The 22,260-nt window shown below is 50.1% G+C and carries 27 protein-coding genes and 1 tRNA gene; 24 read left to right on the top strand and 4 right to left on the bottom strand.

The features are described 5' to 3' along the window. The first annotated feature begins 1 nt into the window (after position 1). From RIN67_RS03125 to RIN67_RS03195, 15 genes are all read left to right on the top strand, one after another. The gene (locus RIN67_RS03125) at positions 2–691 is read left to right on the top strand and encodes a hypothetical protein (RefSeq protein WP_024746626.1); all 690 of its coding nucleotides are present in this window, start codon (positions 2–4) and stop codon (positions 689–691) included. Positions 692–693: 2 nt separating this feature from the next. Next, complete coding sequence (locus RIN67_RS03130; protein WP_024746627.1) at positions 694–1,716, top strand: XkdQ/YqbQ family protein; 1,023 nt, start codon at positions 694–696, stop codon at positions 1,714–1,716. A 2-nt stretch (positions 1,717–1,718) separates the two neighbouring features. Beyond that, positions 1,719–2,039 (top strand): DUF2577 domain-containing protein, encoded by a 321-nt coding sequence (locus RIN67_RS03135; protein ID WP_024746628.1) that lies wholly within the window; start codon positions 1,719–1,721, stop codon positions 2,037–2,039. Further along, positions 2,002–2,463 carry a DUF2634 domain-containing protein gene (locus tag RIN67_RS03140; protein WP_235714821.1) on the top strand — a complete coding sequence of 154 codons (462 nt, stop codon included), beginning with the start codon at positions 2,002–2,004 and terminating at the stop codon, positions 2,461–2,463. Before RIN67_RS03135 ends, RIN67_RS03140 begins: the two co-directional genes overlap by 38 nt. Continuing rightward, on the top strand, positions 2,441–3,586 hold the full coding sequence (locus RIN67_RS03145; protein ID WP_313826035.1) for a baseplate J/gp47 family protein: 1,146 nt from the start codon (positions 2,441–2,443) through the stop codon (positions 3,584–3,586). The genes RIN67_RS03140 and RIN67_RS03145 overlap by 23 nt, the downstream gene beginning before the upstream one ends. Then, positions 3,579–4,133 carry a putative phage tail protein gene (locus RIN67_RS03150; protein ID WP_313826034.1) on the top strand — a complete coding sequence of 185 codons (555 nt, stop codon included), beginning with the start codon at positions 3,579–3,581 and terminating at the stop codon, positions 4,131–4,133. Before RIN67_RS03145 ends, RIN67_RS03150 begins: the two co-directional genes overlap by 8 nt. Then, on the top strand, positions 4,134–6,416 hold the full coding sequence (locus RIN67_RS03155; protein ID WP_313826033.1) for a hypothetical protein: 2,283 nt from the start codon (positions 4,134–4,136) through the stop codon (positions 6,414–6,416). It abuts the gene before it with no gap. A gap of 9 nt (positions 6,417–6,425) precedes the next feature. After that, positions 6,426–6,845 (top strand): hypothetical protein, encoded by a 420-nt coding sequence (locus tag RIN67_RS03160; RefSeq protein WP_313826032.1) that lies wholly within the window; start codon positions 6,426–6,428, stop codon positions 6,843–6,845. A 111-nt stretch (positions 6,846–6,956) separates the two neighbouring features. Continuing rightward, the gene (locus RIN67_RS03165; protein ID WP_313872942.1) at positions 6,957–7,253 is read left to right on the top strand and encodes a hypothetical protein; all 297 of its coding nucleotides are present in this window, start codon (positions 6,957–6,959) and stop codon (positions 7,251–7,253) included. Between the two features lie 12 nt (positions 7,254–7,265). Beyond that, complete coding sequence (locus tag RIN67_RS03170; protein ID WP_313826030.1) at positions 7,266–7,694, top strand: hypothetical protein; 429 nt, start codon at positions 7,266–7,268, stop codon at positions 7,692–7,694. An 11-nt stretch (positions 7,695–7,705) separates the two neighbouring features. Then, a complete protein-coding gene (locus RIN67_RS03175) occupies positions 7,706–7,861 on the top strand; it encodes a hypothetical protein (RefSeq protein ID WP_313826029.1) in 156 nt (51 codons plus the stop codon). A gap of 15 nt (positions 7,862–7,876) precedes the next feature. Next, positions 7,877–8,179 (top strand): hypothetical protein, encoded by a 303-nt coding sequence (locus RIN67_RS03180; protein ID WP_313826028.1) that lies wholly within the window; start codon positions 7,877–7,879, stop codon positions 8,177–8,179. Between the two features lie 276 nt (positions 8,180–8,455). Further along, positions 8,456–8,752, top strand: a complete 297-nt coding sequence (locus tag RIN67_RS03185; RefSeq protein ID WP_034544926.1) for a holin — start codon at positions 8,456–8,458, stop codon at positions 8,750–8,752. Further along, positions 8,749–9,504, top strand: coding sequence for an N-acetylmuramoyl-L-alanine amidase (locus tag RIN67_RS03190; protein WP_024746636.1), 756 nt, complete (start codon positions 8,749–8,751; stop codon positions 9,502–9,504). The genes RIN67_RS03185 and RIN67_RS03190 overlap by 4 nt, the downstream gene beginning before the upstream one ends. A 196-nt stretch (positions 9,505–9,700) precedes the next feature. Further along, positions 9,701–10,699: an IS30 family transposase gene (locus RIN67_RS03195; protein WP_313826026.1), complete on the top strand. Its 999-nt coding sequence runs from the start codon at positions 9,701–9,703 to the stop codon at positions 10,697–10,699. Between the two features lie 297 nt (positions 10,700–10,996). Here RIN67_RS03195 and RIN67_RS03200 read toward each other — a convergent pair. Beyond that, positions 10,997–11,070: transfer RNA gene (locus RIN67_RS03200), tRNA-Arg, on the bottom strand. Positions 11,071–11,194: 124 nt separating this feature from the next. On the opposite strand from RIN67_RS03200, the gene RIN67_RS03205 reads away from it, so the two are divergent. The 3 genes from RIN67_RS03205 (at position 11,195) to RIN67_RS03215 (ending at position 12,719) form a co-directional block, all read left to right on the top strand. Further along, complete coding sequence (locus tag RIN67_RS03205) at positions 11,195–11,506, top strand: hypothetical protein (protein ID WP_264999472.1); 312 nt, start codon at positions 11,195–11,197, stop codon at positions 11,504–11,506. 348 nt (positions 11,507–11,854) lie between these two features. Then, on the top strand, positions 11,855–12,550 hold the full coding sequence (locus RIN67_RS03210) for an NAD(P)H-dependent oxidoreductase (RefSeq protein ID WP_264999471.1): 696 nt from the start codon (positions 11,855–11,857) through the stop codon (positions 12,548–12,550). Then, complete coding sequence (locus tag RIN67_RS03215; protein ID WP_199219546.1) at positions 12,543–12,719, top strand: hypothetical protein; 177 nt, start codon at positions 12,543–12,545, stop codon at positions 12,717–12,719. The genes RIN67_RS03210 and RIN67_RS03215 overlap by 8 nt, the downstream gene beginning before the upstream one ends. Before the next feature lie 612 nt (positions 12,720–13,331). On the opposite strand, the gene thiD is transcribed toward RIN67_RS03215, so the two are convergent. After that, entirely contained in the window at positions 13,332–14,162 is an 831-nt protein-coding gene (gene thiD / locus RIN67_RS03220; protein WP_264999470.1) for a bifunctional hydroxymethylpyrimidine kinase/phosphomethylpyrimidine kinase, read from the bottom strand. A 286-nt stretch (positions 14,163–14,448) separates the two neighbouring features. On the opposite strand from thiD, the gene RIN67_RS03225 reads away from it, so the two are divergent. Both RIN67_RS03225 and codA read left to right on the top strand, forming a co-directional pair. Continuing rightward, positions 14,449–14,745, top strand: coding sequence for a hypothetical protein (locus RIN67_RS03225; RefSeq protein WP_024746640.1), 297 nt, complete (start codon positions 14,449–14,451; stop codon positions 14,743–14,745). Between the two features lie 43 nt (positions 14,746–14,788). After that, positions 14,789–16,027 carry a cytosine deaminase gene (codA, locus tag RIN67_RS03230; RefSeq protein ID WP_024746641.1) on the top strand — a complete coding sequence of 413 codons (1,239 nt, stop codon included), beginning with the start codon at positions 14,789–14,791 and terminating at the stop codon, positions 16,025–16,027. 226 nt (positions 16,028–16,253) lie between these two features. Here the strand turns inward: codA and RIN67_RS03235 are convergent, their stop codons facing one another. Then, complete coding sequence (locus RIN67_RS03235) at positions 16,254–16,892, bottom strand: LysM peptidoglycan-binding domain-containing protein (protein WP_264999469.1); 639 nt, start codon at positions 16,890–16,892, stop codon at positions 16,254–16,256. A 565-nt stretch (positions 16,893–17,457) separates the two neighbouring features. Beyond that, positions 17,458–17,946: a hypothetical protein gene (locus RIN67_RS03240; RefSeq protein ID WP_056944928.1), complete on the bottom strand. Its 489-nt coding sequence runs from the start codon at positions 17,944–17,946 to the stop codon at positions 17,458–17,460. Between the two features lie 281 nt (positions 17,947–18,227). On the opposite strand from RIN67_RS03240, the gene RIN67_RS03245 reads away from it, so the two are divergent. From RIN67_RS03245 to RIN67_RS03260, 4 genes are all read left to right on the top strand, one after another. Then, positions 18,228–19,094 (top strand): ribonuclease H family protein, encoded by an 867-nt coding sequence (locus tag RIN67_RS03245; protein ID WP_264999468.1) that lies wholly within the window; start codon positions 18,228–18,230, stop codon positions 19,092–19,094. Between the two features lie 34 nt (positions 19,095–19,128). Continuing rightward, complete coding sequence (locus RIN67_RS03250; RefSeq protein ID WP_024746645.1) at positions 19,129–19,593, top strand: VOC family protein; 465 nt, start codon at positions 19,129–19,131, stop codon at positions 19,591–19,593. A gap of 109 nt (positions 19,594–19,702) precedes the next feature. Next, entirely contained in the window at positions 19,703–20,320 is a 618-nt protein-coding gene (locus RIN67_RS03255) for a sugar O-acetyltransferase (protein ID WP_264999467.1), read from the top strand. Positions 20,321–20,644: 324 nt separating this feature from the next. Next, positions 20,645–22,225 carry a BCCT family transporter gene (locus tag RIN67_RS03260; RefSeq protein WP_264999466.1) on the top strand — a complete coding sequence of 527 codons (1,581 nt, stop codon included), beginning with the start codon at positions 20,645–20,647 and terminating at the stop codon, positions 22,223–22,225. The last annotated feature ends 35 nt before the right edge of the window (positions 22,226–22,260 follow it).

Below are 22,260 nucleotides of genomic sequence, written 5' to 3' on the forward strand. Positions count from 1 at the left end.
GATGAAATTTTCGATTACAGACTCGAAAAATAAGACCTTCAACCTCCCTATCAACCCCAAGGAGTACACCATCGATGCGGCCACGGATGACAAGACCGTCAGTGTGGTCAAGCTGGGGCAACTGAACCTCATCGGTGACGAGAAGCTAAAGTCAATCGAGATCACAAGCACCTTGCCGGTCAAAACGGCTGACGTGCATTACTTGAGCACCACCGACGTGTACAAGAATGGCCAGACCTACCTGGATAAGCTGAGCAAGCTTTACAAGGCCAAGAAGCCTATCCGACTGGTCATCTCGGGTACTAAGGTGAGCTTCAAGGGAATTATCTCGGAGTTCAAGTACGGTATGGCCGATGGGTTCGCCGATGAGTACACGTACACGCTTAAGATTGGCGAGTACCGTGCTCACAAGGCGAAGAAGGTCAAGCAGAAGAAAAAGAAGTCGAAAAAGGTGGCTAAGAAGGGCAAATCCCGCTCAAAGCCACCCAAGAAAATCAGTCGTGGCTCGAAGGTCATCGTGAACGGCCGTCTGCATCGCGACTCTGCGGGGAGGGGCCCAGGGCTGATCGAGCGCAACGCTACACGGAAAATCTCGCTGGTGTCCCCTAAGGCCAAGTACCCGTACCACGTGGCCACACTTGGCGGTGGGGCCCGGGGCTGGGTCTCTAAATCGGCAGTGAAGGCGGTGTGAACATGGCAGTGACCCTATTTACGATTCAGACACCCGGTACTAAGACGGTCTGGGACGTCCGGGATATCCTGGAGTCCGAGATCAAGTGGACGACTGACATCGACTTCTCCGCTGGTCAGCTGACTTTTAAGCTCGTGGAAGTGGATGAAGGCTTCACCCCCAAGAACGGCGATGTGGTCAAGTTCCGATGGGACCACGAGCCGGTCTTTAAGGGGAAAATCTTTAAGTTCGACTACGACGAGTCAGAAGTCTTCACCATCACGGCCTATGACAATCTCCGGTACTTCAAGAATCAAGACTCACTCATCTGGCCAGTGTCGACCATCACGCAGCGCTTCACCAAGGCCGCCAAGCTGGCCGGCGTACCGCACAAGGTGGTGGACAAATCGACCCACAAGCTAACAGCGGAGGTGTGCGACAGCAAGTCGTACTTCGACATGCTCAAGGAGTCCTTCAAGTCCACACGCCGGGCGACCGGGCACCGCTACTTCCTCTTCTGCAACTATGGCACCGTCGAATTGAGACGGTCACCGCACAAGAAGGTCAAGCGCTACATCGGAGACAAGTCCTACATGACTGGCTTCTCATATAGCCGGAGCATCGAGGACGTCGCCAATGTGGTCAGGGTGGTGCGGACTGATAAGTCCAAGAAGCAGCAGACTTCGGCCACCTCTAAGGCGGCAGAGGCCAAGTCCACGAAGCTGACGACCGTCACCAAGCAGGGTAGCACCGTCGAACGGTGGGGCCGGCTCCAGACGGTTGAGAAGGCCAAGGACAAAGCCAACGCAGCCCAAATGAAGGCCAAGGCGGCCAGTATCCTGAAATCGAAGGGTAAGCAAGCCCACACTCTCAAGCTGGATGTGCTGGGGACCCTGGACATGATACCCGGCAACGAGTATCCCGTGAAGGTGAAGAGCCTGAAGGACATCGGCGTGGGCACCAAGTACATGCTGATCACTAAGTCCACCCATACCTTCAGCGGGACGACTGACACGGCAGAGCTTGAGATGAAAGTGAGGTGGTAGGTATGGCAGGTGAGCAACTGCTGGACATGATGGAAGCCCGTGGTGGAAGTGACAGTGACTACTCCGACATCGTTTTTGGGACGGTAGTCAGTGAGAAACCGCTCAAGATACAGATTTCGAACCAAATAACTCTGACCGATGCCTTACTGAACCTCAGCGTGTCGGTCACCGACCACAAGATAAAGGTGAAGGATGGTGGTAACACCAAGACGGTCACTATCCTGGGAGCCCTCAAGAAAGGTGATGGGGTCACCATGATCCGCCAGGATGGTGGCCAACAATTTTATGTTCTTGAAAAGATTGGAGGTGACGAAGATGGATGATGAGCTGGACTTAGAGGTAGTCGACGAGGTCGAAGACGACCTTGAAGAAGAGACGCTTCCCAGCCGAACTTACCTGGTCACAAATGGTCGCATTCGGTCAATGACCGATGGACGCCAGGCAATGGTGCAAGCAATCGACAAGATTTTGCGTACCGAACGCTTTGTCTATCCCATTTATGACGAGGACTACGGGAACGACTTCACGGAGTTACTCGGTAAGGATATGGATTACGCCAAGGTTGAAGCAGAACGGATGCTTGAAGAAGCGCTTTATGCCGATGATCGGGTGACCGACGTCGCTGTGGATGATATTGAGCAAGTTGACGCTACGACTTTGGTGGTGACTGGGACCGTTGAAACCATCTTCGGAACATTCCCAGTAGAAAGCGAGGTGGCACTGGGTGAATCCACAGACACTAATTGAAACACTACAGGCCCAAGACTTTGACTACTGGCTGGACAAAATGCTCGATGAGGTCCCAGAGACAGTAGATACTCGGCAGGGGTCGGTCATCTATGATGCCATGGCGCCGGCAGCAACGATGCTCGCGGAGCAGTCTTTGCAACTGGCTGATTCTGTGAAGCAGGGATATACGTCCACGGCCGAGGGAGACCCATTAGACTGGCATGCCGCGGATAAAGGAACCACCCGCCAACCGGCGACGGCGGCTCAAGTCACTGTAAAGCTGACTGATAGTGATGGTAATCCAATCAATTCCGTAGAACTGGCAGACCGCTTTGCTAGCGTGGGAGATGACCCCATTTTTTATATGGTCACAAAGGTAAATGGGGATGGCACTGCGGTTTTAACCGCGGAAGTCGCTGGAAGCGCACCGAATAGTTATTTAGGTCAAGTAGTCCCGGTAACGCCTAACGATTCACTATCTTGGGCAGAAATTACGGAAGTATCGGTTCCAGCACGAGATGCGGAAGATGACGATCATCTTCGAGCGCGACTACTGTCACCCAACAGCTACATTGCCTATGGTGGGAACGTGGCTGATTATGCTGATATGCTAGCTCAAATTACTTCCGTGGGAGCCGGTCAGATTTATCCCGCTTGGGCCGGTGGTGGGACCGTTAAGCTAGTCATTTTGGATAATGACCTATTACCGGCTAGTAAGGAACTTCTTACTCAAGTTCAAAGTGAGATTGACCCTGACCAAGAGGCTAGCGGGTACGGTTTAGCACCAATCGACCATGAGGTGACGGTAGTAGCTCCGGAAGTCTTAAAAATCGATGTTGCTTCGAAGGTGAGTGTGGCCGCAAATGAGACGTTAGGTACTGTCACAGAGAAAATCAAGACAGCTGTTGGCGAATTCTTTAGGGTGCTTCGCTCACAGTGGGATATTCTGGACAGCCGAACTGGTCGAGGGTATTTCATGACGGTTTATCGATCTCAGCTTTTAGCGCAGATTATGAAAGTAGAAGGTGTGGTAGACGCGTCGCTCCCCACCCTAAATGGTAAGGAAGCCGATGTGGTACTGACTTTTACAAACGAAGTCTCCCAGTTACCGGAAGTGGGTGAGGTGGTTATTAGTGAGTAAGTTGCAAGATTTTAAACCGAATTACTATGATGGCATACTCGAGATGGATGCTTTACTGGACGCTGAACAACCCGCGTTCGACCAAGCGACGGCAGCCATTAATCGCCTTCTGCTAAACCGATTCGTGATGAAGGCAGACAGTGATGGGTTGAGCTTGCTTGAGTCTGAACTGGGAATTGAAACAGACCTCACGCAACCGCTTGAGTCTAGACGGTACGATATTCTGGTTCGAATGTTGCCGCCACACCCCATCACGTTCAAGTATCTGAAGGATTTAGTGAAGTCGTTTGACATCTCGGCGTCACTTCAACGAGACGTTTTACGACAAGCGATTACCAGTTACAGTCGGCAGGACAGCGTGACCACCGAGCAGCTAAGGCGTTTACGTTATTTGTTGAACGTCTACTTGCCGGGAAACATGACCTATCGACTAATCACGACGGGGGATGTTGAGATTCCACAGCCTCATAACTTAGGTATGGCAGTAGACGTCCACATTGAAACGGTTGTGATGCCGCAACCAGTGGAGTTGGGAGGAAGTTCATAAATGGCAAATTATAATCAATCAGTTTTAACTACCGCTGGGTTGGCTTTAGCCAATCGAGCGGCAAAAGGTTTGGCTAAGTTTAAGATAACCCGAGTTACATCGACAGCAGATGTAGTGGGAAGCTCTGATATTCCAGAATTGGCTAAACTGCCAAGTGAAGTTCAAGTTGGATCAATTACTGGCCAACAACCCTTGGCTGATGGCGATGAAACGGTTACTGGGACCAAAGTACTGTTTACTAATCACAATTTGCAGACTAGTTACAAAATCAATGCGGTTGGTTTGTATGCCACAGAGGATGGCAAGACTGAGATTCTCTATTCGGTAATTACAGCTATTGAGCCGGAGTTTATGCCAGATTATGGTGATCAGGTTTTAATGGAGTTCGGTATGACCATTTATGTGGTAGTTGGTCAGGTTGAGAATATGTCGATTGTGGTTAATCCAGACTCGATGGCAACCGTGGCGTATGTCGATAAAGCTATTGCCGACCATCAAGTCGTCTTTCCAGAGACGTTGACGTATTCGGATAAAAATGAAGCGATTGATGGTAAGTGGCAGTTTAAAAGTGGCATCGTTAATGCCACTGGTGATGATTACGTTTCGAAAAAAGACGCCCAGGACTACACGGACGGCAAGGTGGTTGACCTCAAGAAGTATACGGACGATACGGTGACCTATAAGGCTTTGCCGTCTGGTCAGGACCTCTTTCAAATCGTCAACAACTTGAATAAGCCTTTATACTACCGAGTCAGTTCAAACGATTGGGCCAGTCAAATGAAAAACACTCCGGTCGGTACGGCATTCCTGCTCAATGTTTATCCAGTCAATGGGGTAAGGCCATCGGTAGATAGTGGAGTACCCAGCTATGCCTACACGCGATTAGTTTTAATGCCTTTTGCTAGTAACGACATTTGGACGGCATATACTTCTACTGATGGAAGTGGGAAAATTGCCCATACCGAGTGGGTGAAAGAAACAAATACCGGTACGCAATTTGGCGGCGCCAACCGTATACTAAACAGCAAATTTGACCATGGAATGTCAAACTGGCGCGGCTGGGGAACTTCAACTGGGGCTACCGTTGAGGTTGTCGATAATGGAGCCGACTGGGATAAACGCGCTACCCATCTGCTGCATATAAAAAAGCCTGATGCCGGTGGTCAGTTTGGCTTAGCACAAGATGGGGTTCCCGTTGCACCAAATACGACTTATACAATTAGCGTGAAGCATACAGGATTAGGCAAACTGTATTTGCAGCACGGCAACGGATCATCGGATGCATGGATGGGTAAGTCATTTGAGCAAGGCGAGGAACCAACGGCATATACCTTTACAACCGGAAATACGCAGTACACCAACATTTATGTCGGATTCGATGGGGGCGAGACTGGCGAGGCTTACGTATCACTAGTCAAACTAGAAGAGGGAGAAACTCATAGCGGGTGGTCTCCAGCGCCGGAGGATAAGGTCGATATGGCCGATACCGCCAATTGGCAGAAAATAAAAATATCCAACGATGAAGGCGGAGAGGCGATTGGTGTAGGATCCGGCGAGGATCTATATGCAAAGATTTCGGCCGCTGGTAACGGGACGCGGAGTATCTATGTGAATGATCAAGCCAAGAATAATCCGATGACTAATGGTGAATCCTGTCGTGGCCTAGTCGTGGCCGATAATGACGGTGCGGTTTGGCAAGCGCAACTAACATCTTGGAACGGAACGCCTATTTCAATCGTTTATCATGATAATGTGGCGACAGTGACCTTCCCAATGAACGGAAGTATTCCAGTTGCGACAGGTACCGATGCCAATACCCTACTAACCACGGGGTTCTTTAACCTTTACGGCGTAACGATTAAAAACATGCCGCTCGGCATGACTGGCAAGATTTATGCAACCTTGATGATTAAAATGATTGCCGGTGGAAACGGTACACAGGTCTTGATGGACACGAACTCATCTCGGATGTGGATTCGCGGTTGGAACTTCAACGGTGGCATCGTCTTCACCCCATGGGAGCAGGTCGCCATGGCTGGCAATACGGTCAAGGACAACGGCAACGGTAGTGTCACTATTAACGGAAAGAGTTATGTGCCAGCAAACGAAATGTATACGGTAAATAAGAACGACTCCGGTAACGTTATCGGAACGGTTAAGATGCTCGACGGTAACTTGCAAAGCTCGGCTGGTGACCGATTCTATCCCATCAAGTGGTTTAACTCATATGATGAGGCCATGACGTACAGCAAAGCCCATCCTTATGTGGATTGTCGATGGTGAGGTGGTTAGATGATAAACGGAGGTACTGTAAATGGATCTGTCATTAATGGACAAATTCAATTTGATGTAACGGATGAATGGAAGCAGGTCAAACTAGGGCCAAATATTACTGGGACGGTTGTTGCTAGAGTCAACAAAGATAGCACAGTCAGTCTACTTGGGAATATCCACTTACCAGAAGGACAGCCAGCTGGCACTATTCTAGTGTATGGATCCCAGATTTTTGAGTTTAATTTAGTGAATGACGTAGGACTGAATGCTCATCAAAATACCCCCAGTGGTTCTTGGCAAATATTAGGGGTTTGTTCGTCTAATGGCAACCTAGTTACTAAAGTAAACGAACATGAGGGGCGATCCATTAACTTGTTTAGTGGTGACTTTTATAATACAGATATGCCGCCGGTGGTTTTGCCGATTATAAGAAAGTAGGAGGACTATGGTAAACATAAATGATATCTTTATAAATTGCACGAATGTTCGGGGGGGGGGTAAAAGCCCGCTAAGCCACCGAATTTTACCTCTATGGGAGAGCTTGAATTTATGGATATTATTGATAGTAGGCGGATTATTTTAAAGGGATCGGTACCTAAGGAAGCTATGGCGGTTATGAAGCCGGGAGAAATCGTTACGTGGCATGATTTAATTACATTTCCAAGTAAGTATACTGGTTTAAAAGTATTGAATGGTCAAGACAACACGCCTAATGATTATTCTAGCGCGTTGCAAAATCTTCAAGTTGCAATTTCTGGTCAAATATTAAGAGTTAAACCGGAACAAAGCAGCGGTCTTTATACCAGAGCTATTTCCATGGAATCTATTCAGCTGACGTATGATTAAAGGAGTGATCAAATGCTAACGTATTATGTAAAAACAGATGAGGAAACAGGATACATTTCGGAAGTAAAAACAGTAGCTACAGAGGGGTACACGGAAATTTACGTTCTTCCTTCAAGCAAGGAATGGTTCACCAGATACTACAGCCATTACAAGGTTGAAAATTCGGTGGCTAAACCTACCGATTCTGGATTGCCGGATTTAAGCGTGGATTATCTCAAACAGGTAATTGATCAGCAAGCGGAGCAACTAATTCAGGCTAATGAATCCATTACGAAGGCCAACAGCACTATTACGACGCTTCAGGGATTAGCTGGAACGTTAACGGGCCAAGTTGCCAAAGCCAACCAGACCATTGACCAGTTACAAGCGATGGCCGGTTCGTTAACGGGACAAATTGCCCAACTAAAATTATCTCAAACTGTTACTAACACTAAAGACTAGGAGGAAATGTTATGTGGCCAGATAAAAATACAATCGCAATGCTATACGGGTGGGGTGCTGTTGTTGCGCCTACCACAATGGAATGGTATACAGAGAATGGTTTTATCACAGAATTCGACTACAAAGAAATTACCGGTAAGGATTACGCGGCACCTGCTAAAGAATAGTGAGGTGCTTTTATTATGGAAAGAAAACTCTATGAGCATTACAAAAAGAACCAATTTTGGTTTTGGTCATCGATTGAAACCTACGCCATCGCGATTGTCTTCATCATCCAGGTCAATTTTTTCGATTTAAAGCCCCCAGCACATACCGTGTTGGGTTTTTTAGATGACCCTGTTTCAATTTTTATGATTGCGATCATCGGGACATTTACAATGGTTTACTCAATCTGGGACTTTCACTGGTTCTATGCCCGACCGATTATGATTGGCTGCCTAGTCTTTGTGTGGATGTCCTTTTTTTTTGGGTTTCTTGATCCATGATATGGAGATGGGCGCGTTGATTAGTCCCGGCGCGGTACTGACTGGTGGGGTGATTTGCCGAATTATTAGTTATGCTTTTACGGGGGATGATTAGGATTAGTGATAAGGTACTGACCGCCATTCTCTCCGCTATCTCCGCAATCGCTGTGGGGTACGTTCCGGTCTGGGTGGCACGCATCAATGCCGATCGTCCCCCAACGAAGAACGACGAGATACGGCAACTGAAAGAAGAGAATGCGCGACTCAAGGAAGAAAATAAAAAATTGAAAGAGAGAGGTGAGTAGCTTGGACTATATCCAGCAACTAAACCTAGGAACAACGGCTGAGCTGGCATTGACCATCTTGGTCGTTTTTGTACTGACGCAAGCCGTAAAGCAGACCAAGGTACCCAACCAGTACATGCCGTGGCTATCCATGGCCGTGGGGGTTCTAGTCGGACTCCTGTCAGTCTTTGTGACCAGCGACCATAATTTTTTGTCGGGCGGGGTCATGGGACTCCTGGTCGGGGGCTTCACGTCCGGACTTTTTGACGGTTTCAAAGGCTTTCAGCTAAAGGAGGAAGATAAAAAGTGAGCTACAAATTAAATCACACCTACGAACTGGGGGCCTCCCAGGGCTCCAGCGCTAAGGCCTCGCACCAGTATATCGTGGTGCATGAAACCGGGAACGATTCTAATCGCGGGGTTGGGAGCGCCAAACGCGAAGCTTCTTATATGAAAGGAAATTGGCGCGCGGCGTACACTCACGCCATCGTGGACGACCGGGGTATCTATATTGTGGGCACTCCAGGCTACGTGGCCTACGGTGCGGGGAGCCCTGCCAACGAGCGGTCGCCCTTCCAGGTCGAGCTGGCTCACGTCGACAGCCAAAAGCGTTTCGATGCCTCCTACAAGCGGTATGTGTGGGTTATCCGCTACTTCGCCAAGAAGTACGGTATCCCCCTGATGCTGGACGGCGCCGGTAAGGGCATCAAGTCCCATCGCTGGGTCACGGAGCATCTGTGGGGCTCCCACACTGATCCATACGACTATCTCCAGAAGTGGGGTATCACTAAGGCTCAATTTGCAAAGGACCTGAAGAACGGTATCGGTGGTAAGGCGTCCACAGCTAAGCCGACCTACCTCACCACGGTCAAGCAAGTTAAGGCCATCACGTCGGTGACGCGGTATCATGATAAGGCCTTTAAGAAAAAGGAGTTGCGCTTCAAGTCGGGTACCATCTTCGATATTGCGAAAGTGGTCAAGTACGGTAAGATCACGCGGCTTCGGCTGGGGAACGGACTGTATATCACATCGAACACCGACTATGTGAAAAAGCTAAAGTAGAGTACAATGGGTTAGACATTGTGGCTTGGTCACCTCGATGTCATCCTTCTGGTCACTTACCTTCGGGTGAGTGGCCTTTTTTTTGCGACGAATTTACAATTGAAGTGCAACAAGTAAGAAAATAAAAAGAAGACTCATAGCCTGAGTCCTGTAAAATGAAGTCACCACAACAATCATCTAAAGGAGTTCTTAGGCTATGAGTCCATACACCCATCTTACCTTAAAAGACCGTGAATGCATACTGTTAGGAGTTACTTTAAATCATACCTATCAAGCTATTGCCAATCAAATCGGCTGTTCCAAAGCTACTGTGTCACGAGAAATTAAACGAAATGGCGGTCGAGGTGCCTATTCTGCCGTAAAAGCCCAACAAAACTATCATCAGCGGCGGTTAAAGAGTCGTCGACCTAGGTTACTGGAAAACTTAAAACTACGTGATTTTGCCCTTCACTGCATTCTTCAACGACAATGGTCACCCGAGCAAATCGCTGGTCGCTTATCTTTCGAGGACAGTCATTGGCATATCAGTCACAACACGATTTATCGCGGAATCGAACAAGATAATTTAGGTATTAAGCGTAAAAGTCATGGGGCCCGTGGGTTCGCTCGAAAGTTACGCCACCATGGGAAGACTCGTAAGGTTAAAGGAACTATCAATGAACGACGTGGCCGTTTTAATGATGTCCCATCAGTTCATGACCGGCCAGTATCGTGTGAGAATCGGACTCGCTTTGGTCATTGGGAAGGCGATACCGTTCGGGGCAAGGTCGGACGTTCAGCCTTAGTAACACTGGTCGACCGTAAGTCACGATACCTTCTGTCCCAGCGCGTGCCAAAAGTGAACGCCAAGAACGTGACCCAAGCGATGATTGACCTCCTGAATACCGTCACACCTAAACGTGTTCGTACGCTCACACCAGACCGAGGAACTGAGTTTGCGGGGTATCGTAAAGTTGGTAAAGAACTTGATATCTCAGTCTATTTTCCAGACCCCCACGCACCACAGCAACGCGGGACCAACGAGAACACGAATGGTCTCATCCGAGAATATTTTCCCAAAGGAACTGACCTTGATAAATTGACCGATCAAGATATCAATAAGTTTGTCAGAGATCTAAATAATCGTCCCCGTAAGGTCTTAGGCTGGAAGAGTCCATCTGAAGTTTTCTTCGGTAAAAAGTTACACTTGATTTGACAATTCGTCGCACAAAAAAGCCCCCTCGCATGGGTGAAGCGGCTGGTGGGTGAGACGTTCCGTGTGGGGATGGTAGATGTAATGATTTAATATCCATTATTAGTGAATGAAAAACCACCAGACTTTTACGGTCTGGTGGTTCGTTTTTCTCTATTTCCCGACTAGGAATTTTTGTTTTGTCCAAGTTTTGTCCAAGTTAACATCAATTGCTAACGATTGCCATCGTTTTTCTTAGTCAATGAATGCCGTTAAATCAATGTTCCTGATGGGTAGAAAGAGATTGAATTGAGTTTAGAATGTCGCAAGAGAGGTTCGAACCCTCGACCTACGGTTTAGAAGACCGTTGCTCTATCCAGCTGAGCTATTGCGACAGCATAACAACTCTTTCATTATAAAGAAGCACTGGGGCCGTGTCAATCGCGTTTCGCCCGAGTTGACGGGGGTGGCTGGATTCGGTACAGTAGTGATAATGTTAACTTAAGGAGGGCGTTACTTGTGACCTTTATTCATATCGGCGCCGAAGTCGTGGTCTTTTTTGCGGCGATTACGCTGATTTATTACTTTTTCCAGATCACCCAAGCACTGGGGGAGCGGAAACAGAACATTAAATACTTAATTATTGCTGCTGTGGTCTTATTTGTGGCGTACCCCGTTTCCAATCTTTCGGGAAAGAAGAATGTGAGCCCCACCACGCAAGTTTCTAACCAGGTAAAGAAGGCCCAAAAGCACCATCAGTCTAAGAAAGAGTCTGCTAAAAAGGCCTCTAAGCAGGAGTCGCAGAAGCAACAGTCGGGTGAGGATCACTAAAAAAGTAAGGATTTTTCAAAGCTTTGGCAAAAGGTAGTGGTTTTCGCTTGCAATATTCCTGTAACATTAAGATAATGTAATTGTAACTTGATGTAACGGGGGGATTTCAGATGACTGCTATTTTTGTGATTTTATTGATTATCGTATTCGCCGGACTTGGGCAATTATATCTTGATAACCGGGAAAATTTCCGCAAAAAGAGTAAGCACCTGGCGACGCACAATCGATTCAGCAATAATTCGAACCAACGTTTCAGTTAATTTTGCGCCCGCTGGCAGTTGTCAGCGGGTTTTTTGGACTCAAAGTGATACAGTAAGGGGCAACAAGCTAAAAAAGGAGTGATGGCCGATGACCACTTTGATTCTGGTGGCCCATCCGCAACTAGCCGATTCGACAAGCCAACAATTTTTTAAAGCCAGCTTACCGTCAGAGGCGTCCATCGTCTGGGAGCATCTAGACGCACAGACGACCTTTGACGTGGCACAAGAACAAGCACAGCTCCGCCAAGCTGATCGTATCATTCTTCAATTTCCGCTCTATTGGTATGCGGCTCCGGCCAGTCTAAAGGCGTGGGAGGATGCCGTGTTGACCCGCAGCTTTGTCTACGGGGATCATCGCTACCCCTTGGCCGATAAGGAATTAGGGGTGGTCGTGACCACGGGGATGCCCGCTAAAGCCTTTCAACGAGGCGGCGCAGAAGGGTTAACGCTTGATGCGAGTCTAGCGCCGTTGGCGGCGGTGGCTCAGCGCGCCCATATGCGGTGGCTGCCCACGTTTGCCGTGCATCAATTCGGCTACTTAACGGAGACGCAGAAGTTACAGTTAGTGGTTGATTACCAACGGTATCTGACCCAGCCACAACCGGATAGTCTGACGAACCGCCAGGCCTGGTTCGCCCAACGTCTCGAGCAGATGGTGGCGAAGCTGCCGGCGGATCAGCAGGCAACTGGCCGGCTGATTGCGACGACTTTTGACCAGTCCCGCGCTGACCTGGACCAGTTGACCGATACGCTAGCAATGATTAAGGAGACCGAAGATGACTAATGACGCGTGGCTTCACCAACAGATTCAGGATTTGGCGCAACGCCAACCCCAGTTCACCGACCGGGCCTTTTGGGTCGCGTTAGACCGGTTGATTACCGAGCAGGCCCAACGACGCGACCAGTTACAGGGTGAAATCGATGGCCGAACTTGGCGGCCGGATCGGTGGTAATTGCCCCAGCAACCACAAAGAGCCCGGGACTAGATGTCTTGGGCTCTTTCTTACGTTTAGTCAAGGGCAGATTGTGGAAGTATTCGCCTTACCGGTTGGTCCTGAAGGGGCTGGAACGTGGTGGGCACGACTTGAAGCCCTGAAAGTGCCAGGTCTTCAAGCTCGGCCTTTGGGTAATCCGGGAAACCCACCCCGAATAACCCAAACGACACCACTGAGCCCCTTCAGGGCCGCCCTCACGGCTAAATTGAGCGTACACAAAACAGTATCTCCCGGTGATTCTAATTAGAAGTAGCCACGTGAGACGCTTAAACACAAACGATAAGGTGTGAACCTAATCGAACCTCGAGATAGGGGCTTGCCCCATGGTTGCAGTCTTATTCATGCCAGCTACTGCTGTGGTCTGAAGGCACATCATGTTCCGCTGTGGTTACAGGGCAGTAAGCTGAGAGGACGGCCAGACAGATGACTTAAGCCCGGTCCTAATAAAGTTATACAGTAAGGGCCTATGCTCAATCTTCAGCGCCGGAAAGGTCACTGTCATTCAAAAAGCGCTGTAAAACTGTTTTGATTTTACAGCGCTTATCTCAGGATGTTTGGCTGAACAATCAGTTATTCTGGCAGGTCATCGTAATCACGGTTTTGCGCGGCCCAGTGATTGATGGGGCCGAACTTGTGCCCCACTTCGATGGGGTGGCCGATAGCCGTGTTCACGAAGGACTTGGCCAGCGTAATGGCCTGGCGCATTGGCGTGCCCTTGGCCAGCTCCGCGGTGATGCAAGCGGAGAGCGAATCCCCGGTTCCGTTGACCCGGTCCGTGGCATGGTAGGGCTGACTGAGCCAGAAGTGGTCGCCGTTGGCCAGGAGGACCAGGTCCCGGACGGTGGTCTGGTTGGGTAGGGCGTGACTGCCCTTAGCAATGATGTTTTTGGCCCCCATGCGTTGCATCTTTTGCGCAGCGGTGACCATGTCTGCGTCACTAGTGATGGTCATTTCGGCGATCTTTTGGACTTCAAAGAAGTTTGGCGTTAGAACGGTCGCCAGCGGGAGAAGCTTGGTGCGCAGGGTCTCGAAGGCGCTCTCTTCCAAAAGCTGGTTGCCGTGCTTGGTCATGATCACGGGGTCGACCACCAAGGGGCCGAAGTCGTGTGCCTGATAGTTCTGGACCACGTCTTCGATCAACTCGGAGTCGGCCAGCATCCCGGTCTTGGACGCTCGAATCTGGTAGTCGTCCGCTAGGTCTTTGAACTCTTGATCAATAAAGTCAGTCGGCATGGGGACACTCGCGTGAATCCCGTAAGAATTGCCGGCCACGCACGCGGTGATCACGGACGCGCCGTAGACCCCGCGGGTGAAAAAGGTATGCAAGTCAGCTTGCATGCCGGCACTCCCATCGCTGTCAGACCCGGCGATGGTCAGTGCTTGTGGAAACGTATTTGTCATTTCATCAACCTCCAGATTCCCGCCACGTCTGGGTGGTGGGATGATTACAGTAACTTTAGCTGGACCAGCGACGTAGGTCGTTGGCTTTCTCTCCCCTGAAGCTCAGGTTGAAACCATTAACGTTAAGGATAGCATGGACACGATCAAAATACGACCAGACAGCTTAAAGATTGGCCGAAAAGTTCAGGGGAGCGACGATCAGTAGCTAGGTGTGGCGGACGACGCAAAAAACAATTAGAATCAGACGTTAATTGAGTTGAAGGTTCCCGTAAAGAAGGCAAGAAAGATGACGAAACAACAGCAGCATGGCCTTATCTGGGGCGGTATTGGTGTGATTTTTAGCGCGTATGCGTTAGTGGGGTCCTTCAGTTGGGCCTATCGGTTAATTCCGTACCAACCGGTAAATTTATCGCTCGGCTTGGTGGGATGTGTGATAAGCTTAATTGGAATCGTGCGGACAGCCCGCCAAGCGACGGGGTGGTCGACGGCCTGGCTGGTGTTGGCCTTTTGGTTGGCACTAGTTGGGGCGGCGGTCGACGGTCTCTTGTTGTGGTTTGGCCAAACGGTGACGGGATTCTATTGAATCCGGCGCGAATTAAAAATATTACGGGAGGTATTATTGGCGCATGTTAATTCAACAAGGATTTATCGAGAACGCGACGAAGCCGCAAGATATTCGAATCGAGGACGGTCAGTTTACAGCGATTGCTGACCACTTGACCCCTAAGGATCACGAAGAGGTCATCGATGCAACGGGGAAGTTGATCTTACCTCCATTCGTTGATCCCCACGTTCATCTGGACAGTACCATGACGGCGGGAGATCCCGAATGGAACCAGTCCGGTACCTTGTTTGACGGGATCCGCATCTGGGGTGAACGGAAGAAGACACTGAGTCACCAAGATGTTAAGGAACGGGCGCACAAGGCCCTGGCTTTGCAGGCTAGTCACGGAATTCAGTTCGTCCGGTCCCACGTGGACGTCACGGACCCCAACCTCACGGCTTTGAAGGCGTTACTGGAAGTACGAGATGAGGTCAAAGGCTTCATCGAGTTACAATTAGTGGCCTTCCCACAAGACGGCATCCTCTCCTTCCCCCACGGGAAAGAACTGATGGAAGAAGCCGCTAAGATGGGGGTTGACGTGATTGGGGCCATTCCGCACTTTGAATTCACCCGAGAATACAGTGTGGAGTCCCTGCACTTTGCCGTGGACCTCGCCGAGAAGTACGGGAAATTAGTGGATGCTCACTGTGATGAGATCGACGATCCGGCTTCCCGTGGCTTGGAAACGTTGGCTACGCTGGCTTACGAAACGGGCTTGGGCGACAAGGTCACGGCTAGTCATACCACGGCGATGGGGTCTTACAATAACGCGTACGCCTACAAGCTGATGCGCTTATTGAAGTTGTCCCACATCAACATGATTTCTAACCCGTTGATCAACACCCACTTAGGGGGCCGGTTCGACACGTATCCTAAGCGGCGTGGCTTGACCCGGGTCAAGGAATTGAACGAAGCGGGCATCAACGTGGCGTTCGGTGAGGACGACATCAAGGATCCTTGGTACCCAATGGGCGACGGGAATATGCTGGATGCGCTACATACCGGTATTCACGTAACCCAGATGATGGGGTACGATGATATCTTGAATTCGTACCAGTTCGTCACCACTCACGGGGCTAAGGCCATGCACGTGACCGACCACTACGGGATTGCCACGGGCAAGCCTGCCAACTTGGTCATCATGAACAACAACAACTTCTACAACGCGTTGAACGAACGCTCCGAAGTGTTATATTCAATTCACCAGGGTCGAATCGTTGAGAAGACGGACCCCAAGCAGGTTCACTTGAACTTAGATTAAAGGCAATTAACACCCAAAACGCGCTCGACCATCGTTGGTCGGGCGCGTTTTTATGGGCAATCAAGAAAGAGAATCTGGTGGCCTTGGGGCGCCGGGTTCAGCACCGGACCGCTATCGTCAAGAACGCAACAAGTCTAGGCGGCTGGTCTCAGACACCATAAAAGCGCAGAGGCCGAAGCCCCTGCGCTTTTATCTCAACTGTTCAGGTTGGTGTTGGGCGTTAGCTTTAACCTAAAGCCCAAGCTTGCATCCCTTGTGCCTTGTACAGGCTAACGGCAGCGTTCACTTGGTCCTCAACGGAACCGCCGGAGATGTGCATGTTTTGGAATAATCCGTAGGCACCACTCGTGGAGTTTACCACGTTAGCTTGCCAGTTGGATTCACGTTGGATAATGGCGTTCCAAGTTGAAGCGGAAACACCAGTCCGGGAAGCCATTTGGCTCAATACGTAGCTCTTCATGTTGCTCCCAGTGTAGCTAGAGTTGGATGAAGAAGTCGACGTTGAAGCAGCTTGAGTGTTGTTGGTCGTTGCTGCTTGTTGCGTGTTTGACGATGCTTGTTGGTTGTAAGTCGTCGTGGCTTGCGTGTTGGCCGTTTGTTGTTGCGTTGCGGCTTGCGAAGTCGTGGCAGTTGACGTGCCATCAGGAATCGTCAATTGTTGACCAGGTAAGATCAAGTGGCCTTGGATGTTGTTGGCATGTTCGATCGCGTTAATGGTTGAGTTGTACTTTTGGGAAATAGCCCAAACAGAGTCACCGGACTTAACCGTGTAGGTGGTAGCGGCGTCTGCGCTCACAGTGCCAGCGAAGAATAAACCTAAGGCAGCAGCTGAAGTTGCAAGAATCGTAGTTACTAATTTTTTCAAATATATACACTCCTATAGTAAAATCGGTCGGTCTCTCAATAAGTTGCGTTGTTCGTGTTGCGCTCTCAAACAACAAGACAGAGTTTAGCGGATAAGTATTACTAAGGAGTATCGGCAACTTTAAGAAAATAATGCAGAATGGCCCGTTAGTTAACAACTCTGTAATATTTGTAACATTCTTGACCAATTTTGAAAGGGGGTGCGGCCCCTGTCTGGCTGGTCAAGCGGTACGATAATTGACTAGTTCGGGATGTTAAATTTATTACTGAATTAACTAGTCCTGCAATCTGATTTCAAAAAAATTAACCGCGAATTTGCTGATTTTGGGGCTGATTTTTTCCTTAAAACCATCATTTTTCCTGCTTTAGCGGGTGGCTGGCACCGAAAAAGGAAAGGTTAGGGGTGCAATCGTGGTGCGCCTTGCCAATATTATAGTAATAATGATGAACGATTTTACGACAAAACGGGCGACCAACTCAGGTGGCACAAGGCTTTGGGGGAATCAAAAAAGCGACCAGTTAGGCGGTCGCGGGGAAACAAAAAGCGCTGAGGAGTTGCCTCAACGCTACTTCTTAGGATGTTTAACTTTTTGAACAGCGGCAACGGTCGCTGGTTTGGCCTTCTTCTTGGCGGGTTCCGCAACGGCTTTGTGTAAGTCCTTGTGTTGGGCCCGTAGTTGCGCCTTCAACTCTTCAATCTCGTCTAGGTGCTTGGTCTTCCACTCTTGGTAGGAACTGGTGGAGTCCGTATCGTTAGGCTTCAACCCGGTATTCAACCAGAAGCAGGCCTCCGATAGACTGGAAAAATTGTGAATCCACAGGGTCTGACCATTATCGGAATCAAAGGCCACGTAGGAACGGAAGTGCTTCTTCAAGAAAGTGTGGCGCCGAATCTTGAAGGCTTCACGCTTACGGGTCAGCCGATAATCGGGGAGAATGTACTGACCGGAGCGGGCTAGAGACGGGAATGGTTCACTGCGTTGGTCACGCTGATCTTTCAACATGGCCCGCGCTTGATCGACGGTGATAAGTGATGCACGAATCGGATTCTTCATTAAAATTGGGTCTCCTAAAAATATGACAAGGTTAACGGTTTTTGAGCGCTACGGACAGACATCTCTACCTACTAGATTAGCATAATCCGTATATTATGAAAATGATTTCAGTCCGCAAATTAGGCTTTTTTAAACATCACGGGGCGAGCGGTTTAGCAAGGAAAGCTAACCAAGAACGCCCGCGATGGTAACGTCTTCACGAATTTGGTAATACGCAATTTCGTCGATAAGCGGGTAAAGTATGGTAAACTAGCAAAGATTAGGTGAAAGTGGGTGTTCATTTGGCACAAAAATTCTATGCCGTGCGCGTAGGCCGGCATCCCGGGATTTACCGGACTTGGCCGGAGACGCAAAAGCAAGTCAGTGGATTCCCCGGCGCGCAGTATAAGAGCTTCCCGACCGCCGATGCGGCCCAGGCCTTTATGACCGGACAGGCACCAGCGCGACAGGCTAAGGCGCCGCGTACGACGGCACCGGCCACCCCGCAACGACCGGCTGAGATTACCGTCTACACGGACGGGGGTTCGCGGAATACCGGGAACGTAGCGGGCGGCCACGTGCGCGATAGCGATAAGGCTGCCTGGGCCTACCGAATCGAGTTGCCCGAACAAATCGTGACCGATTCAGGTGGCGAATGGGGCGCTAGTAATAACCGGATGGAAATCATGGCGTTTTTACGGGCCCTGGAGGCCTTGAAACGGCTAGGTAAGACGCAGGCCACCATTCAGTTTGTGTTAGATTCCCGGTACGTTTTGAACGCGATTACCCAGAATTGGTTAGCCGGGTGGAAACGCCGCGGTTGGAAGCGCAGTGCGGGCCCCTTAGCGAATGCGGAGCTATGGCGCGACGTCGACGGACTGTTAGCCCAGTTCCCCCAGCTGACGTTTAATTGGACCAAGGGACACGCGACCAATCAAGGGAACGTGTTCGTGGACCACCTGTTGAACACCACCATGGACCAGATGCAAGCGGGACACCCCGCACCGGCGCATCAGTCGCAGACAGCGGCTGCACCGCCAACTCGTACGGCGTCCCCCGAGACCACCCAGCATGCGGCTGCGGAGCCGGCCAGTCAAGCCACGATTGACCGTTCCGTTGCCGCGATTCGGCAGATTCTCCGCGACGCCGGCTTGCCGGATGACCAGTAAGTTAAAATAATGATTAAGTAGTGAGGTAGCAGTGATGCAAGCAAAAATGATTCCCTATCTGGAATTCGAAAACGCCAAGGAGGCCTTGGCCTATTATCAAGGCGTCTTCGGTGCAACCAACGTTTACCGTGTCAGTCCCACCGCGGATGAAGCGGAACAGTATGGCCTGGAGCCAGATGTAGATCTCGACCAGTTGACCATGATCGGCGGCTTTCAGATTCTAGGCCTCGACGTTCAGTGCGCCGATGCCTTAATGGGCCGGCCCACCTCGTCAACTTTGATCTCGTTAATGATTCAAGTTGATGAGGATGACTCTGAGGCGGTCAAGGCCTTGACGGGGTTGTACCAGCGATTGGTGAAGTCTGACGTTAAGGTGATTAGCCCGTTCACCACCCAACGACAGGGGGGCAAGATGGGACAGATTGTCGACGCCTACGGGATTACCTGGATCTTACGAGAAGGGGCCAACCCGGTCACGGAGACTGCTACCCAGGATTAACCTAAATACTCAGCGTTTCTGGAGCCCGTCACTAGCGGGAATTCCGGGGGCGCTTTTTTGGTACGGCAAAGAAAGTGGTATGATAGCCCTCAGAGGAGTGATTGATGTTATGGCAACAGAACGTGAGAAGATGTCAGCTGGCCAGCCCTATAATCAGTTTGATGCAGAGTTGATCAGCCGGCGCGTAGCGGTACGGAAGCACCTACGAGCCGTGAACCAATTAGACGATAACGCCCAGCGGAATGGGGGCTACCGGGAGCTGATCACCGATACCGGTGACGACTTCTTTGTTGAAGCCGGCTTTAAATTCGATTATGGGTGGAATATCCATATCGGAGACCACTTTTACGGAAACTACGACATGACTTTCTTGGATACTTGTCCCATCACCATCGGGGCCCACTGCTACTTTGGCCCTAATATTGGCTTGTACACGCCAGTCCATCCGTTGAACGCGATGGCCCGGTTAGCGGACGTCGAGATGGGAGCGCCCATCACCATCGGCGACAATGCCTGGCTGGGTGGCCGGGTCACGATTCTGCCCGGCGTGACGTTGGGCAATAACGTAGTCGTTGGCGCGGGGTCCGTCGTGACTAAGTCGTTCGGCGATAACGTCGTGATTGCGGGGAACCCTGCCCGGGTGATCAAGACCATTGATAACGGGGCTAGTGGGGATGCTGCGGCTAAGCAACGGTGGCCGCAATTGGATCAGTCGTCACTGAATTAATTGCCCACAACCAAAATTCTCATCAAATTCTTAGATTCCTAACAGCATAGGGATTGAAAACGGTTTATTTTCAGCAGATTTTTCTTATCCATCTGCAAGATTTTACTAATCAGTGGAACTGCGTATAATGAACTGTGGATATTGCTTCGCAGGAACGCAGCCATTGTGGCTGTTAACCGGTTAGCGCTGGACTTCGTGGGACAACCCGTGTTCGGCGCTTTTTGTGTATCTTGAGGCGTGACGTCCGCTGACAGGTGACTGTCAGGAATCAAATGAGGAGGATTTACAATTTTAGCGCGTAAAAATATTGATAAGTTAGTCTTCGTGCCAACTTTCGTGTTATTCGTGATTGCCTCCGTCGTCTTTATTTTGGGCGGTGGTCAGTTGCAGAACACTCTGAGCACCATTCTCTCTTGGATTGATACCAAGATGGCTTGGGCTTACCTGTTGGTCTACGTTATCAACTTTCTGTTCTTTATGTATCTCGCTTTTGGTAAGTTTGGAAAAGTGAAGTTAGGTGATCCGGAAGACAAGCCCCATTACAGCAGTTTCCAATGGGGGAGCATGGTCTTCGCGACGGCGATCGATGCCAGCATCCTGATGCTGTCGATCGTTGATCCGCTCCGGTATCTCCAGCACCCCGCTTTTGGGTTAAAACCCTTTTCCAGTGCGGCCTACGGGGCTGCACATATGTACGGACAATTCAACTGGGGGCCCATGGCGTGGATGATGTTCGCGCCGGCCACGATTGCGATTGCCTACGTGTTGTACGTCAAGCACGGTAAGGTTCAACGGGTCAGTGCCGCCATCACCAGTCTACAAGGTGACAGTCGCGGTAAGCAGATTGCCCGGCGAGTGATCGACTTCCTGGTGGTCTTCGGAATCATGGGCGGAATCGGGTCATCCGTGGGGATGGAAATCCCAATTATCTCCAAGGTCTTAAGCAGTTTGACCGGTGTCCAAGATAATATGGCCCTCAAGATTGAGCTATTTTTGGTTTTATTTATTCTTTTTGCGGTCACGGTCTTCCATGGATTGAACGGAGGAATCGACCGCTTGAGTGCCGCCCATATCTGGACGGCCTTAGGGTTGTTGGCCTTGATCCTGGTGGTCGGACCAACCGTTTACATTTTGAATTCAGAAACGAATAGTTTGGGTTTGATGGCCCAAAAGTTCATTTCGATGTCCACCAACACGTTACCGAACGGTGGGGACTCGACCGCTCAGCAGGAAACCATTTTCTACTGGGGTTGGTGGTTGTCCTACATGCCCGTCATGGGACTGTTCATCGCCCGGATTTCTAAGGGGCGGACCATTAAGCAGGTCTTGGTCGGCATGTTGACCTATGGGAGCCTAGGGTGCATGAGCTTTTACGCCATCTTCGGGGGTTACTCCTTGTGGTTACAACGGACCGGGGCAGTTAACCTGGTTCACATCTTGAATACGCAGGGTCAAGCCGCCGTGGTTGCTACGGTGATTGGCACGTTGCCCTTTAAGATGATTGTGTTGGCACTGTATTGTATCTCGTGCTTCATCTTCTTGGCCACGACGATTTCGTCGTCCGCGTTCATTGTGTCGTCCTTTACCAGTCTGCACTTGGACGACGGTGAACAGCCAAGTCGCTGGAACCGGATGATCTGGGTCGTAGTCTTCATCTTCTTCTCCTTTGGGATTGTGATGGTCGGCGGCTTTAAGACCGTACAGACGGTCTCGACGATTGCCGGCTTCCCACTGATGCTGGTCTGCTTGTTACTCTTGCATTCCATCTGGCACTTGTTGACCGCCAAAGACAAGGTGGTCGCCCCAGTGGTTGTCCCGAAGCCGGTTGTAATGCGCCGGATTACGGTTGAATTACCACGGGCAGTGCGGGGACCAATGATTTTATCACCAGATCACGCACGTTAAGTCATGAAAATAACGTAAGGCCGGGGCAATTGCCC

It is taken from the genome of Levilactobacillus namurensis, assembly GCF_032197885.1.
In the GTDB taxonomy this organism is placed as follows: Bacteria; Bacillota; Bacilli; order Lactobacillales; family Lactobacillaceae; genus Levilactobacillus; species Levilactobacillus namurensis_A.

Coding starts and splice junctions, on each gene's coding strand:
- RIN67_RS03125 (WP_024746626.1), top strand. CDS start 2: ATGAAATTTTCGATTACAGACTCGAAAAATAAGACCTTCAACCTCCCT.
- RIN67_RS03130 (WP_024746627.1), top strand. CDS start 694: ATGGCAGTGACCCTATTTACGATTCAGACACCCGGTACTAAGACGGTC.
- RIN67_RS03135 (WP_024746628.1), top strand. CDS start 1,719: ATGGCAGGTGAGCAACTGCTGGACATGATGGAAGCCCGTGGTGGAAGT.
- RIN67_RS03140 (WP_235714821.1), top strand. CDS start 2,002: ATGTTCTTGAAAAGATTGGAGGTGACGAAGATGGATGATGAGCTGGAC.
- RIN67_RS03155 (WP_313826033.1), top strand. CDS start 4,134: ATGGCAAATTATAATCAATCAGTTTTAACTACCGCTGGGTTGGCTTTA.
- RIN67_RS03160 (WP_313826032.1), top strand. CDS start 6,426: ATGATAAACGGAGGTACTGTAAATGGATCTGTCATTAATGGACAAATT.
- RIN67_RS03165 (WP_313872942.1), top strand. CDS start 6,957: ATGGATATTATTGATAGTAGGCGGATTATTTTAAAGGGATCGGTACCT.
- RIN67_RS03170 (WP_313826030.1), top strand. CDS start 7,266: ATGCTAACGTATTATGTAAAAACAGATGAGGAAACAGGATACATTTCG.
- RIN67_RS03175 (WP_313826029.1), top strand. CDS start 7,706: ATGTGGCCAGATAAAAATACAATCGCAATGCTATACGGGTGGGGTGCT.
- RIN67_RS03180 (WP_313826028.1), top strand. CDS start 7,877: ATGGAAAGAAAACTCTATGAGCATTACAAAAAGAACCAATTTTGGTTT.
- RIN67_RS03195 (WP_313826026.1), top strand. CDS start 9,701: ATGAGTCCATACACCCATCTTACCTTAAAAGACCGTGAATGCATACTG.
- RIN67_RS03210 (WP_264999471.1), top strand. CDS start 11,855: ATGACCACTTTGATTCTGGTGGCCCATCCGCAACTAGCCGATTCGACA.
- RIN67_RS03215 (WP_199219546.1), top strand. CDS start 12,543: ATGACTAATGACGCGTGGCTTCACCAACAGATTCAGGATTTGGCGCAA.
- thiD (WP_264999470.1), bottom strand. CDS start 14,162: ATGACAAATACGTTTCCACAAGCACTGACCATCGCCGGGTCTGACAGC.
- RIN67_RS03225 (WP_024746640.1), top strand. CDS start 14,449: ATGACGAAACAACAGCAGCATGGCCTTATCTGGGGCGGTATTGGTGTG.
- codA (WP_024746641.1), top strand. CDS start 14,789: ATGTTAATTCAACAAGGATTTATCGAGAACGCGACGAAGCCGCAAGAT.
- RIN67_RS03240 (WP_056944928.1), bottom strand. CDS start 17,946: ATGAAGAATCCGATTCGTGCATCACTTATCACCGTCGATCAAGCGCGG.
- RIN67_RS03250 (WP_024746645.1), top strand. CDS start 19,129: ATGCAAGCAAAAATGATTCCCTATCTGGAATTCGAAAACGCCAAGGAG.
- RIN67_RS03255 (WP_264999467.1), top strand. CDS start 19,703: ATGGCAACAGAACGTGAGAAGATGTCAGCTGGCCAGCCCTATAATCAG.